Raw genomic sequence first — 14,015 nt, forward strand, 5'->3', positions numbered from 1 at the left:
TAATGACAATATCTGATGAGGTCATGAGGTATCGGGATATCGGCCTTTGCGCACCCGCGGGAGATCACGTGAGTGAGGTCGTGGCGCCACCAAGCTAAGCGCCACGACCTCCGATCTCCGCCTCCGCGAACCTATGCCCAATCATATCGCGTTCCGTACCGGCAAGCCGGCGCAGTGACGGGGTCTATGTCCAAGCTGCAGCTGACGGCAACCCTGACATATTCATCTTCGCTGATGTTGTTTGTTCGTCACCCCCCAAATAGGGGAGGATTTTGAGTTTTATCGCTCTTAGTCAATGAATTCCACCGTCGTGCCGACGCTGACCATCTTGGCGAGCTCTGTTGCATCCCAGTTGGTCAGGCGGACGCAGCCATGACTCTGGGTCTTGCCGATCTTGGACGGCTCCGGAGTGCCGTGAATACCATAGGTCGGTTTTGACAGCGCGATCCAGACGGTCCCGACCGGGCCGTTCGGCCCCGGCTGCAGGGTCAGGACCTTGTCGTTTTGGCCCTGCTTGAAGTTGATCTTCGGATTGTAGGTGTAGCCGGGATTGAGCGCGATGCGGTCGACCTGCACCGTGCCGGAAGGTGACGGTGTGTCGGACGAGCCGATGGTTGCCGGATACGCGGCGATCAATGTTCCTGCTTCATCATAGGCAAACACCTGCTTGCGGTATTTGTCGGCGACAACGCGGGTGACCTTGGCCTTCTTGGTCTCGCCCGGATTGATGACCTTGATGATGGTGCCGGGGATGGTGAAATCGATACCGGGGTTCAATTCGCGCAGATAGGCCTCGTCCATGTGGAATTTCTCGCCCAGCATTTCCGATGTCGACGTAAAGGAAAGGTGCGGCAAGACAGCCTTGTGGGCATAGTCTTCCGGAATGGAGGCGACGTAGGGGCCGGCCGCATCGGCCGCGGTGATCGTGTAGGTGGTGATCGGCAGGCCGCCGGTGAAACGTAGTCGCTCAAGGATGTCGTCGGTATTGTTTGGATCGAGCGTTTCTCCGGTTGCCTGCTGCCAGGCTTCGATCGCCTTTGTCACATTGGAACCGGTCTTGCCGTCGATCACGCCCGGAGAAAAACCTTCCCTATCGAGGAAAACCTGGAGTGCAGTGATTTCGGCGCTGGATTTCTTGGTGATGCGGGCGGCAGATGGCAGGGACTGGCGCTCTGGCCCGTTATCCTCGGGCGGCAGGGCAGCCATGTCGTTCTCGTCCTGCATCGGCAGGCTTGCCGGCAGCTCTTGCCGATCGACATTTCCCGGCGAGACATCGCGGTAGTCCGGAATGGAACCGGTAATTTCACCTTGCCGCGAATAGCCCTGGTCGGTGAAGGCGGGATCGGAATAACCGTAGTCCGGATTGACATAGACGTCGCGGTTGCGTTCGCGGCGGCGCATGTCATTGCCCTGCCGTCCCGTTCCCATCACGGTGGCGACCACATTGCCCCAGCTATCGACCAGAACCGTGCGGCCGCGGCGGTCGCGCATCATCCGCACGTCACCGGATTCAGGAATGTAATCGAGAATATCACCTTGCGGCGTCACCAGCACCGAATTGGGCGGCAGGCGGCCATAACTGTCTTGCGCTTCGGCGGCAGTGGCAAAAGCGAGCACGCTGACGGCGGAAAAAAGGGCAAGGCGGGTTCTGGAAACGAACGTCACGGTGAAACCTGTTATCTGGCAGTTGATCTCGGGGCGTACAAATCAATTGGGACGGTAATATGAATAAACTGAATTCATTATGAACAGTTCCCTAAAATCCTTCGAATTCGGTGGGTTGACCATTTTGAGCAGGTGATAGGCCCGTTTCCTTGCGATAGCTTTCAATTATTCCCGATTCAACCGGGTGGAGCACACGGGAGAACCAACAATGCCGATCCGAATCTCCGGTGGCGACCCGGAAAATGATTTCCAGATTCTTCTCGACCGTCAGTCTGCGCTGGATATCGGTGCGTTCGTTGTCGATGGGATCGACCTTTCTCCCGGCACGGCAATTCCATCCGGCGGCGACCGGCGCATCGATCATGCGCTGCAGGGGTTTTTCTTCACCTGCGGCCCGGACCATATCCGCCACCCCGAGCCCGTCGAGGGACAGGATGACGGGCAAAGATTTCCTCTGCACGGCTCGCTGTGCGGCACGCCGGTGGGCGAGACCCGGATGTCGCTACCGGATGAACCGCCAGGCTGCACCGCGCAAACCGATGTCGTGCTTGCGACGGGTGGAAAGGCCCGTGTTTCCCGCCAGTGGGCCATCAGTGCCGACAAGCGGGAGGTCACGCTTTCCGATCGGGTGACGAACACGGGCGAGAGCCCGTTTGCGCCGATGCTGATGTATCACATGAATATCGGCGGCTGGATTGCGGGCGAGGAAACACGGATCCGTGGGACGATGTTCGGCGGCGAAGAGCGTGGCTGGCGATTCGGCGAGGGGGAGAGTGCGCATTTCTGCGTGCCTGCCGCTCCGGCCGCCGAGGACGGCTGGGCGCAGGTGACGCTTGGGCCGCTGCCGGCTTTGGGCGGCCATTGCCTGATCGTCCGGTTTTCCACGGCGACCCTGCCTTTCCTGCAGATGTGGCGGTGTCAACGCGGTACGGCCGACGTGATCAGCATTGAGCCGGTTTCCCACCGGCTTGCTAAGCGCACCGAGCTTGCCGCGGCGGGCGAAATGCCGATGCTGGCGCCCGGCGGGACGGTCGAGTATGCGCTGGCGTTCCAGATCCGGTGATCCGCCTTTCCAATTGACGCGTGACACCGCCGGTCTTACATCAATCCGGGCATTATTTTGAGGAAGGCACAGCCATGGACATTCGCCAGATCAACGATGAATATTCGGTCACCGGACAGATTTCGGTTGAGGACCTCGATGCGATCAAGGCGCTTGGTTTCAAGTCGATCGTCTGCCACCGCCCGGATTTCGAACAGCCCGACCAGCCGCAGTTCGCAACCATCGCTGCTCGGGCCAAGGAACTCGGTCTCGGCATCACCCATATCCCGGTCGGTCCGATGGGCGTGACTGCCGATGCCGTGCGTGAAATGGTCGATGCGCTGGATACGTTCGAGCGCCCGATGCTCGGCTATTGCCGCTCCGGCGCCCGCTCGACGAATGTCTACCAGCAGACCCAGCACATTCGCGGCTGATAGTTCTTGATGGCGCGCATCCTTGCGATTGTGCACCGTACCAAGCAACGGGTCTCAAGCTAGCCGCCGGCCGGTGTCATCGAAAAAGTGCAGGTTTTCCCACGCTGCATGAACTGTGGCGAGATCATCGAGACCGATCTTCGACCGCCCGGGAACCCGAAAGACGACTGGCTGGCGATCCGGCAGCGTGCCGTGAACATAGCTCTCTGCGCCGACCAGTTCCACAGCTGCCACTTTCACATCGATCGTCAGGCCGCTGTCTGCGCTATTTGACGCCGACAGATGCAGATCCTCCGGCCGTACCCCGAGTGTCGCTGTGCCCGCCGGTAGGGAAGGGCCGTTGCCGATACGCCAATCGCTCGACGATTTTTTGGACAGGAGATTCATCGAGGGGGAGCCGATAAACGTCGCTACAAACGTCGTTTGTGGTTTTTCGTAAAGTTCGATCGGGGTGCCGACCTGTTCGATCCGGCCGGCATTCAGGACGACGAGCCTGTCGGCCAGTGTCATGGCCTCCATCTGATCATGCGTCACGTAAACGCTGGTGGTGGCGAGCGCCCGTTGCAGGCGCTTGATCTCGACACGCATCTGGACGCGCAGCTTGGCATCCAGATTGGACAGCGGTTCGTCGAACAGGAACGCCGCCGGTTCACGAACGATGGCACGGCCCATGGCGACGCGCTGCCGCTGGCCGCCGGACAATTGCCGCGGTTTGCGATCGAGAAAGGGCTCGATCTCCAACGCTTTTGCTGCGTCGGCAATGCGCCGGTCGATCTCGTCTTTCGGCGTGTTGCGGTTCTTGAGGCCATAGGCAAGATTTTGGCGAACCGTCATGTGCGGATAAAGCGCATAATTCTGGAACACCATGGCGATGTCGCGCTCGGATGGTTCGAGCTCGTTGACGACGCGGCCGCCGATCGAGATCGTGCCGCCGGTAATGCTTTCAAGGCCGGCGATCATGCGCAGGAGTGTCGATTTCCCGCAGCCGGACGGACCGACGAGTACCACCAATTCGCCATCGGCGATATCAAGGGACACGCCTTGGATGGCCTCGACCGGGCCGTATTTTTTGCGAACGTCGTTCAGGATGATATTGGCCATTACTTCTCCGTATCCACGAGACCTTTGACGAACCATCGCTGCATCAGCACCACGACCAGAATGGGTGGGATGATGGCGAGGATCGCAGTCACCATGACGTAATTCCAGGGGGTCGATGCGTCGGTGAAATCGACCATGCGCCGCAGGCCGATGATGATCGTGTTCATCTTGGCATCGTTGGTAACCAGCAACGGCCAGAGATACTGCGTCCAGCCGTAGATGAAGAGAATGACGAACAGCGCGGCGATATTGGTGCGCGACAGCGGCAGCAGAATATCGCGCATGAAGCGGAATGGCCCGGCATTGTCGATGCGGGCCGCCTCGACCAGCTCGCCGGGGATTGTCAGGAAGAACTGACGAAACAGGAACGTCGCGGTGGCGGACGCCATCAGTGGGAGCGTCAACCCCGCATATGTATCGATCATGCCGAGATCGACGATAACCTTGTAGGTCGGCAGGATGCGCACCTCCACAGGCAACATCAGCGTGACGAAGATCATCCAGAAAAACGCCATGCGGAAGGGAAAGCGGAAGAAGACGATGGCAAACGCCGAGAGAAAGGAAATCACGATCTTGCCGACGGCGATCGCGATCGCCACGACGAAAGAGTTGAAGAGCAACCGTTCCAGGCTGACCCCGACAACACGCTCGACGCCGCCGGCCATGGCTTCGGTGTAATTTTCCACCATATGGCCGCCGGGAAGCAGAGACATCGGCGGACGGATGATCGCCTCGGAAGTCGCCGTCGAGGCGATGAACGTGTAGTAGATCGGGAAGGCAACGATGATGATCCCGAGGATGAGGACGAGGTGGCCGATCAGGTTGGCTATGGGACGTTTTTCGATCATCTCTTGCCCTCAACCATAGTGCACCCGTTTTTCGACGAAGCGGAACTGGAAGGCGGTGAGCCCGATGACAATCACCATCAGAATGACGGATTGCGCCGCCGAGGATCCGAGGTTCAGATTGACGAAGCCGTCGTTGTAAACCTTGTAGACCAGGGTTTCTGTCGCCTTGGCCGGACCGCCTCCGGTGACGGCGTGGATGATGCCGAACGTATCGAAGAAGGCATAGACCGTGTTGACCACCAGGAGGAAGAACGTGGTCGGGGCAAGCAGCGGGAAGACGATGGTCCAGAAACGCCTGCTGCCGCGGGCGCCGTCGATCGAGGCAGCCTCGATCAGTGATTTGGGGATGGCCTGTAGGCCTGCCACAAAGAACAGGAAATTGTAGCTGATCTGTTTCCAGGCGGCGGCGACCACGACCAGTGCCATCGCTTGATTGCCGTTCAAAAGCGGATCCCAGGCAAAGCCGTTGCGGCGTAGAAGATAGGCGAGCGTGCCCATTGCCGGATTGAACATGAACAGCCAGAGCATGCCGGCGACCGCGGGTGCGACCGCGTAGGGCCAGATCAGCAGCGTGCGATAGAAACCCTGACCGCGCACCACCTTGTCGGCGGCGGTGGCGAGGAGCAAAGCGACGCCCATGGAGACAAGGGCGGTCAAAAGACTGAAGACGACCGTGACCTGCAGGGCGTGAATATAGTTCGGATCGGACAAGACCGCCTTGAAGTTTGCAAGGCCGACGAACCCGCTTTTCAGGCCGAACGGATCCTGCCGGACCATGGACTGATACAGGGCCTGACTGGCCGGCCAGAAAAAGAAGATGACTGTCAGGATGATCTGCGGCGCGATCAGCAGATAAGGCAGGATCTTGTTGGGAAACGCAACGTTGTGCAAAGGTTCTCCTCCAGCGGCGGACGGGCAGCGAGACGGCGTCCCCGCCACCCGCAAACGCATGCGGGCGGCGGGTGACCGGAGGGTTAGTTACCGACGGCTTCGGTGATGGCAGCGTTCCCACGTTCGACGGCCTTGTCGAGCGCTGCCTTGGCGTCCTGCTGGCCAGCCAGCATCGCCTCGAATTCCTCATTCATGATGTCGCGCACCTGTGGCAGGTTGACGAGGCGCACACCTTTGGAATTTTCGGTGGGCGCCTTGCCCATCATCTGCAGGATCGGCGTTTCGCGGCCGGGGTTCTTGTCATAGAAGCCGGATTTCTTGGTGTCTTCGTAAGCTGCATTCGTCACCGGCATGTAGCCGGATACCTGATGCAGGCGGGCCTGGATCTTGGTCTGCGACAGGAAGTTGAAGAACTGCGCGACACCCTTGTATTCCTCGTCGCTCTTGCCGCCGAAGACCCAAAGGCTTGCGCCGCCGGGAATTGTGTTCTGCGGGCCATGTCCTTCGTAATAGGGGAGCTGGCCGATACCGTATTTCACACCGGACTTGATGATATCGCCCAGGCCGCCGGAGGATTCTGTGAGGATCGCACACTCGCCCGACATGAACAGCTGCTTGGCCTCCGATGTCCGGCCGCCGTAACGGAAGGTTCCATCCTTCGCGAGATCGGCAATGGACTGAAAGTGCTGAACGAAGAGAGGGGAGTTGAACTCGAGCTTGACGTCATTGCCGCCGAGGCCGTTTTCATGGGTGCCATAGGCAACATTGTTCCACGCGGCAAAGTTCTCGGTCTGGATCCACGTCAGCCAGGTGGACGTAAACCCGCAGGCGGCGGCACCGCTGGTCTTGATCTTCTTGGCAGCATCAAACACTTCCGGCCACGTTTTCGGTGGGTTGTCGGCGTCAAGTCCGGCTTTCTGGAAGATATCCTTGTTGTAGTAGAGGATCGGCGAGGATGAATTGTAGGGGAAGGACAGCATCGTACCGTCCGGTTTCGAATAGTAGGCCACGATGCCGGCAAGATATTGCGATTTGTCGAACGTGTAGCCGCCCTTCTGCAAGACGTCGGCTGCTGGAACGATTGCGCCTTCCGCGCCCATCATCACGCCGCTGCCGGCATCAAAAACCTGGATGATCGCCGGTGCCTGCTGCGAACGGAAGGCGGCAATGCCGGCGTTCAGCGTTTCCGGATAGGTGCCCTTGAAAACGGGGGTGATCGTGTACTCGGCTTGGCTCTCGTTGAATTCCTTGGCCAGCTGGTTGACGACCTCGTTGTTGGCGCCTGTCATCGCATGCCACCATTGCAGATCGGTCGCGGCATAGGCGCTCGCCGGCAGCGTAAGCGAGAGCGCAAAGAGTGCGGTCGATGTGAAAAATGAACGTCTCATGTTTTTCCTCCCTGGTGGTGACAAACGGAATACGGTGCACTTTCATCACGTTCCGCTGGCGATCCTCCTCGATCGATAGCGGAATTCACGACATCCAAGCCTGCACAGAGAACCATGCAAGGCCCCGGATGCCACAATGTTGTCACATAGACATAGAAGCCGAAAGCGCTTTGTCCACCAAAAGATGCCGGCTTTTCTCCGGCATAACTGTCTGGCGGAGAATGCTTAATTAGCCATTGCGGATTTGGCTCAGTGTGCGCGTGGGCGTGATCGCCTCCGGATCAAGCCTGATCTCGATGATCGCCGGCTTGCCGCTTTGGCGGGCACGCTCGAAGGCGCCGGCAAATTCCTCCGTCTTTTCCACCAGCTCACCGTGGCCGCCATAGGCGCGGGCAAAGGCAGCGAAATCCGGATTGGTGAGATCGGTGCCGCTGACCCGGCCCGGATATTCCCGCTCCTGATGCATGCGGATCGTGCCGTAGATGCCATTGTTGATGACCAGCGTGATGATCGGCAGGTTGTAGCGCACCGCGGTGGCAAATTCCTGGCCGTGCATCATGAAACAGCCGTCACCGGCAAAGCAGATGACCTCCCGCTCAGGATGCAATTGTTTGGCGGCAACCGCTGCTGGCAGGCCGTAACCCATCGAACCCGATGTCGGCGCCGCCTGCGTATTGAATTGCTGGAAACGATGGAAGCGGTGCAGCCAGGTGGCATAGTTGCCGGCGCCATTGGCAAAGATCGTGTCCTTTGCCGTGTTTGCTTCGATGTAGCGCATGATCGGTCCCATCTGCACGTCGCCGGGACCGGTTTCCGGCGGGGTCGACCAAGTGAGATAGGATTGATGCATCCGTGCCGTTCGCTCCGACTGCCTGTGCGGCTGAGCCGGCGTCAGCGTCTCCAGGGCGGCTGCGAAGTCAGCGGGCGACGCGGCGATGGCCAGGTCCGGACGGTAGACCCGGCCGAGTTCGCCGGGGTCGGGATAGACATGCACCAGCGTCTGCTGCGGATAGGGCACGTCCAGAAGGGTATAGCCCGAAGACGGCATTTCGGAGAACCGGCCGCCGATCAACAGCACCAGGTCTGCTTCGCGGATGTCCTTGGCCAGCGCCGGGTTGATGCCGATGCCGACATCACCGGCATAGTTTGGATGAAGATGATCAAACAGCATCTGGCGGCGGAAGGAGCAGCCGACAGGCAGATCGAAGCGTTTGGCAAAGGATTGAAATTGCAGGACGGCCTTTTCGCTCCAGCGCGTGCCGCCGACAATGGCGATCGGCCGTTCGACTTTGGCGAGCAGGGCTTCCAACTCACGCATCTGGCCGGGGCCGGGATGGCTTTCCACCGGTTGATAGGGCTTTGCCGAGGCCGCTTGCGTCTTCTGCGTCAGCATGTCTTCCGGCAAGGTCAGGACCACCGGGCCGGGGCGGCCGGATGTGGCGACTGCAAAGGCACGGGTGACGAATTCCGGGATACGGGCGGGATCGTCGATCTCACCGACCCATTTGGCGATTTCGGTAAACGCGCGGCGATATTCGATTTCCTGGAAAGCCTCACGTTCGCGGGCATCGCGTTGGACCTGGCCGATGAACAGGATCATCGGGATCGAATCCTGGCGGGCGATGTGCAGGCCGGCGGATGCGTTCATGGCGCCGGGACCACGTGTCACCATGCAGATGCCAGGCTCGCCGGTCAGCCGCCCCCAAGCGTCGGCCATCATCGCGGCGCCGCCTTCCTGACGGCAGACCACGACATCGATATCGGTGTCGTAGAGCGCGTCGAGCACCGCGAGATAGCTTTCGCCCGGCACACAGGACACCCGCGTGACGCCATTTGCCTTCAGCGCCTCAACGATCAATTCTCCGCCTGTCTTCATGTCTGCTCCTCCCAAAGCGTCTTAGAAAATGTTGTGTCAGATGGCCGGCGAGACCGGCGCGATACCCGCTGTTTTGTTGACCCGGCGTTCGCGCCAGATGATGTAGAGGCCCGAACCGATGATGATGGCGATACCCAGCCATTTCAGTGCATCGGGCAGGTGGCCGAAAACCAGCCACCCGAAGATCGTCGCCGAGACGATCTCCAGATATTGCAGCGGCGCCAGCACCGAGGCGGGGGCGGCGCGATAGGCATAGACACCGAGCACACCGGAAATCGTTGCGGTGACGCCGACGCCGAGCAGATAGAGGCTGGCGGTCATATCCGGCAGGACGGGATCGAAAATCTCCGACCCGGTGCCGTCGCCGATATACAGCAGGACAGCGCAAAACAGCGCGCCCCAGACGCCGGCGTGAAACTGCATCGACCATGGGTCCTCGTTCTGCGCCACCATGCGGGTGACCAGCAGGAACACAGCAAGCCCGAAGGCCGAGACAACCGGCAAGAGCGCAATCCAGCCGACTTCCTGCATGCTTGGCTGGATCACCAGAAGCGCGCCGAAAAAGCCGACGCCGCAGGCGGTATACCGCCGCCAGCCGATGGTTTCCTTGAGGAAGATGCTGCCGAGGATGGTCAGGATGATCGGTTCGACGAAGAAGATGGCGATGGCATCCGCCACTTCCATCGCCTTCAGCGTGGTGATGAAGGACAGCATTGTGACGACGAGCAGTCCGCCGCGCAGCATATGCAGTCCGGTTTTCTTCCAGGTGAGATCGAACAATGTACCGCGGACGATGACGATCGGCAGGATGAAGATCATCTGCAGGACGAAACGCACGGCGGTGATTTCTGCGGAGGGAACGGTGGTGATTGCGAGTTTTGCAAAAATATCGATCAGCGGCGAGATCAGCACCGCGATGACCATCAGGCTGAGGCCGAAGGAAACGTCGTTGCTGCGTGTTGCCGGGTTTGCGGGAATACCGGTCATGCCAGGTCTTTGCTCATTTCCGTTGCTCCGCGACGGAAAGACACCAGCCGGCAAAATCCCGCATGGCACCATCGCGCTCAATTTCGTTCAAGGTTTCATGGCGCATGGTGGGGTAGACCACTGTCGTCACGTGCTTCAACGCTACCTTTTTCATGCGCTCAGCCAGCCACGAGATTTCCCGGCCGCCATTGGTGGCCGGATCCTGGCCGCCACCGACAAGATGGATCGGCAGGTCCTGCGGCAACCGCTGCAGCCGGTCCGGCTCTGCCCCGGCGAAAGTCAGCTTGAATAGATCGATCCACATCGAAACGCTGGCATCGAAACCACAGAGCGGATCAGCGATGTATTTTGCCACTTCTACCGGGTCATGCGACAGCCAGTCATAATCGGTTTTGCGATTGGGGATGGATTTGGCCCAGGTGCCAAATGTCAGCTTCGACAACAGCGTGCTCGGCACATCGGAGCCTTTCAGCATCTTTTCGATGGCAAGCAGGGCCTGCGCTGCGCGGCCGGCAAGGCCTGGATTGAAATTGGAATTCCAGACAGCCAGCCCATCATAAAGAGCAGGGTCTTCCTCTGCGGCATTCAGCGCGATCAGGCCACCCATGGAATGGCCAAATAGGATGACGGGAAGGCCAGGGTGACGGATTGCGGCCATCGCGCGCATTGCCCGGACGTCCTCGACAACCTTGGTTGTTCCTTGCGACTGGGCATAGCGGCCAAGCGGTGCATCGGCGGCTTTGGTTGCGCCGTGACCGCGATGATCGTGCGCATAGACGTTAAAACCGTGGGTGGCCATGGCTTCGGCCAAACGGGCATAGCGGGCGGAATGTTCGGCCAGTCCGTGGCTGATAAGCAGTACGCCTTTATGCGGGCCGCTGGCAGGCCAATGGCGCCAGGCGAGGGCGGCTCCACTTGGGCTTTGCAACGTTTCGACCGTGGCGAACACCCGTTAGATCCTCCCAGGCGAAATTCTGCGCTTGATCTTTATCAACTTGATTTAACAGCCAAAGGCAACCGGCGCTTGGTGCTTGTTTGACATCAGGTCAGGAAAAATCGGCCACACATGGATTTCTGGTTGCAATTTTCCCGTTTTAATCGCTAAATGATCTTGTTTTGTTCTTGTTGGCGGAGGCCCATATGCCGGGAAATGTGAGGACTGTCTTCGTGCCGTTTCTGCATCGTCTGGGGATGATCCTGGTCGCTGTGCTGTTTGTGCCGCCGGTCTTTGCGGCGGAGGAGGCCGCGTCCGTGAAAGGTAAGACCGAGTACATTTTCGCCATCAGCTGGCAGCCGGGATTTTGCGAAACCCGGCCAAACCGCAAGGAATGCGCCGGCCAGACCTCGGAGCGTTATGACGCAACCCATTTCTCCCTGCACGGCCTTTGGCCGGTGAAGAAGAGCTATTGCGGCGTTTCTGCGGATATCAAAGCGCGCGACCGCAAGGGCGACTGGCTGGACCTGCCGCAACTGGCGATGGCGGAGGAGACGGCCGCGAAGCTGATGGTGGCCATGCCGGGAACGCAATCAGGCCTCGACCGGCATCAGTGGCTGCGCAGTGGCACGTGCCATGGTAGCACCGCGCAGGACTATTTTTCGGTGCAGCTTCGTCTTCTCGAGGAAATCAACGGCTCGGCGGTGCGCGCCCTGTTTGCGGCCCGGCTTGGTCAGGACGTCACGGAACGCGAGGTCAAACAGGCCTTTGACGAGAGCTTTGGCAAGGGATCGGGTGATCGTGTCCGGATGCGGTGTGAGAAGGCCGGTGCGCGCAGCGTTGTCACCGGGCTGACGATCGGCTTGGCGGGCGATGTTTCAGCCATGTCCGGCCTTTCAACTCTGATCCTTGCGGCCGCCGATACCGATTTCAAATGTGCAAAAGGCGCCGTCGATACGGCCGGCATTGAGTGAATGGCGTGGCTAAAGCCGGTTTCTTCATTGCTCCGCCGGGATAATTCGCCTACATAGCGGGCAAAATCCCATTCCGTCGGAGCAGTCTCTCTATGGCACGTCAATTCATTTATCATATGTCCGGGCTGAACAAGTCCTACGGCACCAAGAAGGTGCTGGAGAATGTTAATCTGTCGTTCTATCCGGACGCCAAGATCGGTATTCTCGGCCCGAACGGTGCCGGTAAGTCGACCGTACTGCGCATCATGGCCGGTCTCGACAAGGAATATACCGGCGAAGCCTGGGTCGCCCAGGGCGCGACGGTGGGTTACCTGGCGCAGGAGCCGCAGCTCGACCCGAACAAGACGGCGATGGAAAACGTCATGGAAGGGGTGGCCGACAAGACCGCCATCCTCGAGCGTTACAACGAACTGATGATGAACTATTCCGACGAGACGGCGGAAGAGGGGGCAAAGCTCCAGGATATCATCGACGGCCAGAATCTGTGGGACCTCGAAAGTCAGGTCGAGATGGCGATGGAAGCCTTGCGTTGCCCGCCCGGCGATGCCGACGTGACCAACCTTTCGGGTGGTGAGCGCCGCCGCCTCGCCTTGTGCAAGCTGCTGCTCTCCAAGCCGGACCTGCTGCTTCTCGACGAACCAACCAACCATCTCGACGCAGAAACCATCGGCTGGCTGGAAAACCATCTGCGCCAGTATCCCGGCGCCGTGATGATGATCACCCACGACCGTTACTTCCTTGACAACGTCACGGGCTGGATCCTCGAGCTCGACCGTGGCCGCAGCATTCCCTACGAAGGCAACTACTCGGCCTACCTGCTGGCCAAGGCCAAGCGCATGGCGCAGGAGAACCGCGAAGACGCCTCCCGCCAGAAGGCGATCAGCCGCGAGCAGGAATGGATTGCGTCCAGCCCGAAGGCCCGCCAGTCGAAGTCGAAGGCCCGCATCAAGGCCTATGACGAGTTGGTCGAAGCAGCTGACAAGATGCGTCTTGGCGATGCGCAGATCATCATTCCGATCGGCGAACGCCTCGGCCAGGTGGTTATCGAAGCCGAAAACATCACCAAGGGTTATGGCGATCGCGTCTTGATCGACGACCTGTCGATCAAGCTGCCGCCAGGTGGCATCGTTGGTGTCATCGGCCCGAACGGTGCTGGTAAGACGACGCTGTTCCGGATGATCACTGGCCAGGAAAAGCCGGATAGCGGTACGTTCCGCGTCGGTGATTCCGTCAAGCTCGGTTATGTCGATCAGAGCCGCGATGCACTTGATGGCAACAAGACCGTCTGGGAAGAAATTTCCGGCGGTGCCGAAGTCATCAAGCTCGGCAAGCTGGAAATGAACTCGCGCGCCTATTGCGGCGCCTTCAACTTCAAGGGCACCGACCAGCAGCAGAAGGTCGGCAATCTCTCCGGCGGTCAGCGCAACCGCGTTCACCTTGCCAAGATGCTGAAGGCCGGCGGCAACGTGCTGCTTCTCGACGAACCGACCAACGACCTGGATACGGAAACGCTGGCAGCGCTTGAAATCGCTCTGGAAAACTTTGCGGGCTGCGCTGTGATCATCAGCCACGACCGCATGTTCCTCGACCGGTTGGCGACGCACATTCTCGCCTTCGAAGGCGACAGCCATGTAGAATGGTTCGAAGGCAACTTCGAAGACTACGAAAAGGACAAGATCCGCCGCCTTGGCCCGGAATCGGTCAATCCGAGCCGCGTCAGCTACAAGCGCCTGACGCGATAAAGGGGCGGGCCTCGTTGGTCGCACCAGGGTTGCGAAACCGATACTTGTTTCGCCTGATGAATTGAGACGAAGGCGGTCCGCTTGGGCCGCCTTTTTCATGTTCCGAAGCCTGTGGCCAATGCCACATTTCAAC

At 59.6% G+C, this 14,015-nt stretch carries 12 protein-coding genes; 4 read left to right on the top strand and 8 right to left on the bottom strand.

What is annotated here, in order from left to right; genetic code table 11:
• Nucleotides 1-288: 288 nt before the first annotated feature.
• Complete coding sequence (locus ACSQ3J_RS09305) at nucleotides 289-1,665, bottom strand: L,D-transpeptidase family protein (protein WP_082512320.1); 1,377 nt, start codon at nucleotides 1,663-1,665, stop codon at nucleotides 289-291.
• 208 nt (nucleotides 1,666-1,873) lie between these two features.
• Here ACSQ3J_RS09305 and ACSQ3J_RS09310 point away from each other — a divergent pair, with 208 nt between their 5' ends.
• Together ACSQ3J_RS09310 and ACSQ3J_RS09315 are read left to right on the top strand one after the other, a co-directional pair.
• Entirely contained in the window at nucleotides 1,874-2,728 is an 855-nt protein-coding gene (locus tag ACSQ3J_RS09310; RefSeq protein WP_060506710.1) for a DUF4432 family protein, read from the top strand.
• A 74-nt stretch (nucleotides 2,729-2,802) separates the two neighbouring features.
• A complete protein-coding gene (locus ACSQ3J_RS09315; RefSeq protein WP_060506711.1) occupies nucleotides 2,803-3,141 on the top strand; it encodes a TIGR01244 family sulfur transferase in 339 nt (112 codons plus the stop codon).
• A gap of 54 nt (nucleotides 3,142-3,195) precedes the next feature.
• Here the strand turns inward: ACSQ3J_RS09315 and ACSQ3J_RS09320 are convergent, their stop codons facing one another.
• The 7 genes from ACSQ3J_RS09320 to ACSQ3J_RS09350 form a co-directional block, all read right to left on the bottom strand.
• Nucleotides 3,196-4,242, bottom strand: a complete 1,047-nt coding sequence (locus ACSQ3J_RS09320; RefSeq protein WP_060511776.1) for a sn-glycerol-3-phosphate import ATP-binding protein UgpC — start codon at nucleotides 4,240-4,242, stop codon at nucleotides 3,196-3,198.
• Nucleotides 4,242-5,090 (bottom strand): sn-glycerol-3-phosphate ABC transporter permease UgpE, encoded by an 849-nt coding sequence (gene ugpE, locus ACSQ3J_RS09325; protein WP_060506713.1) that lies wholly within the window; start codon nucleotides 5,088-5,090, stop codon nucleotides 4,242-4,244. Before ugpE ends, ACSQ3J_RS09320 begins: the two co-directional genes overlap by 1 nt.
• Before the next feature lie 9 nt (nucleotides 5,091-5,099).
• Nucleotides 5,100-5,981 carry a sn-glycerol-3-phosphate ABC transporter permease UgpA gene (ugpA, locus tag ACSQ3J_RS09330; protein WP_060506714.1) on the bottom strand — a complete coding sequence of 294 codons (882 nt, stop codon included), beginning with the start codon at nucleotides 5,979-5,981 and terminating at the stop codon, nucleotides 5,100-5,102.
• Nucleotides 5,982-6,064: 83 nt separating this feature from the next.
• Nucleotides 6,065-7,369, bottom strand: coding sequence for a sn-glycerol-3-phosphate ABC transporter substrate-binding protein UgpB (gene ugpB, locus ACSQ3J_RS09335; RefSeq protein ID WP_060506715.1), 1,305 nt, complete (start codon nucleotides 7,367-7,369; stop codon nucleotides 6,065-6,067).
• A 229-nt stretch (nucleotides 7,370-7,598) separates the two neighbouring features.
• Complete coding sequence (locus ACSQ3J_RS09340) at nucleotides 7,599-9,245, bottom strand: thiamine pyrophosphate-binding protein (RefSeq protein WP_060506716.1); 1,647 nt, start codon at nucleotides 9,243-9,245, stop codon at nucleotides 7,599-7,601.
• A gap of 36 nt (nucleotides 9,246-9,281) precedes the next feature.
• The gene (locus ACSQ3J_RS09345) at nucleotides 9,282-10,232 is read right to left on the bottom strand and encodes a DMT family transporter (protein WP_060506717.1); all 951 of its coding nucleotides are present in this window, start codon (nucleotides 10,230-10,232) and stop codon (nucleotides 9,282-9,284) included.
• A 13-nt stretch (nucleotides 10,233-10,245) separates the two neighbouring features.
• Nucleotides 10,246-11,181 carry an alpha/beta hydrolase gene (locus tag ACSQ3J_RS09350; RefSeq protein WP_060506718.1) on the bottom strand — a complete coding sequence of 312 codons (936 nt, stop codon included), beginning with the start codon at nucleotides 11,179-11,181 and terminating at the stop codon, nucleotides 10,246-10,248.
• A gap of 191 nt (nucleotides 11,182-11,372) precedes the next feature.
• Here ACSQ3J_RS09350 and ACSQ3J_RS09355 point away from each other — a divergent pair, with 191 nt between their 5' ends.
• Both ACSQ3J_RS09355 and ettA read left to right on the top strand, forming a co-directional pair.
• The gene (locus ACSQ3J_RS09355) at nucleotides 11,373-12,140 is read left to right on the top strand and encodes a ribonuclease T2 (protein WP_244482377.1); all 768 of its coding nucleotides are present in this window, start codon (nucleotides 11,373-11,375) and stop codon (nucleotides 12,138-12,140) included.
• 92 nt (nucleotides 12,141-12,232) lie between these two features.
• Nucleotides 12,233-13,882, top strand: a complete 1,650-nt coding sequence (ettA, locus tag ACSQ3J_RS09360; RefSeq protein WP_060506719.1) for an energy-dependent translational throttle protein EttA — start codon at nucleotides 12,233-12,235, stop codon at nucleotides 13,880-13,882.
• The last annotated feature ends 133 nt before the right edge of the window (nucleotides 13,883-14,015 follow it).

Origin of the sequence: Rhizobium sp. LjRoot98, assembly GCF_964252935.1 — a bacterium.
Classification (GTDB): Bacteria; Pseudomonadota; Alphaproteobacteria; order Rhizobiales; family Rhizobiaceae; genus Pararhizobium.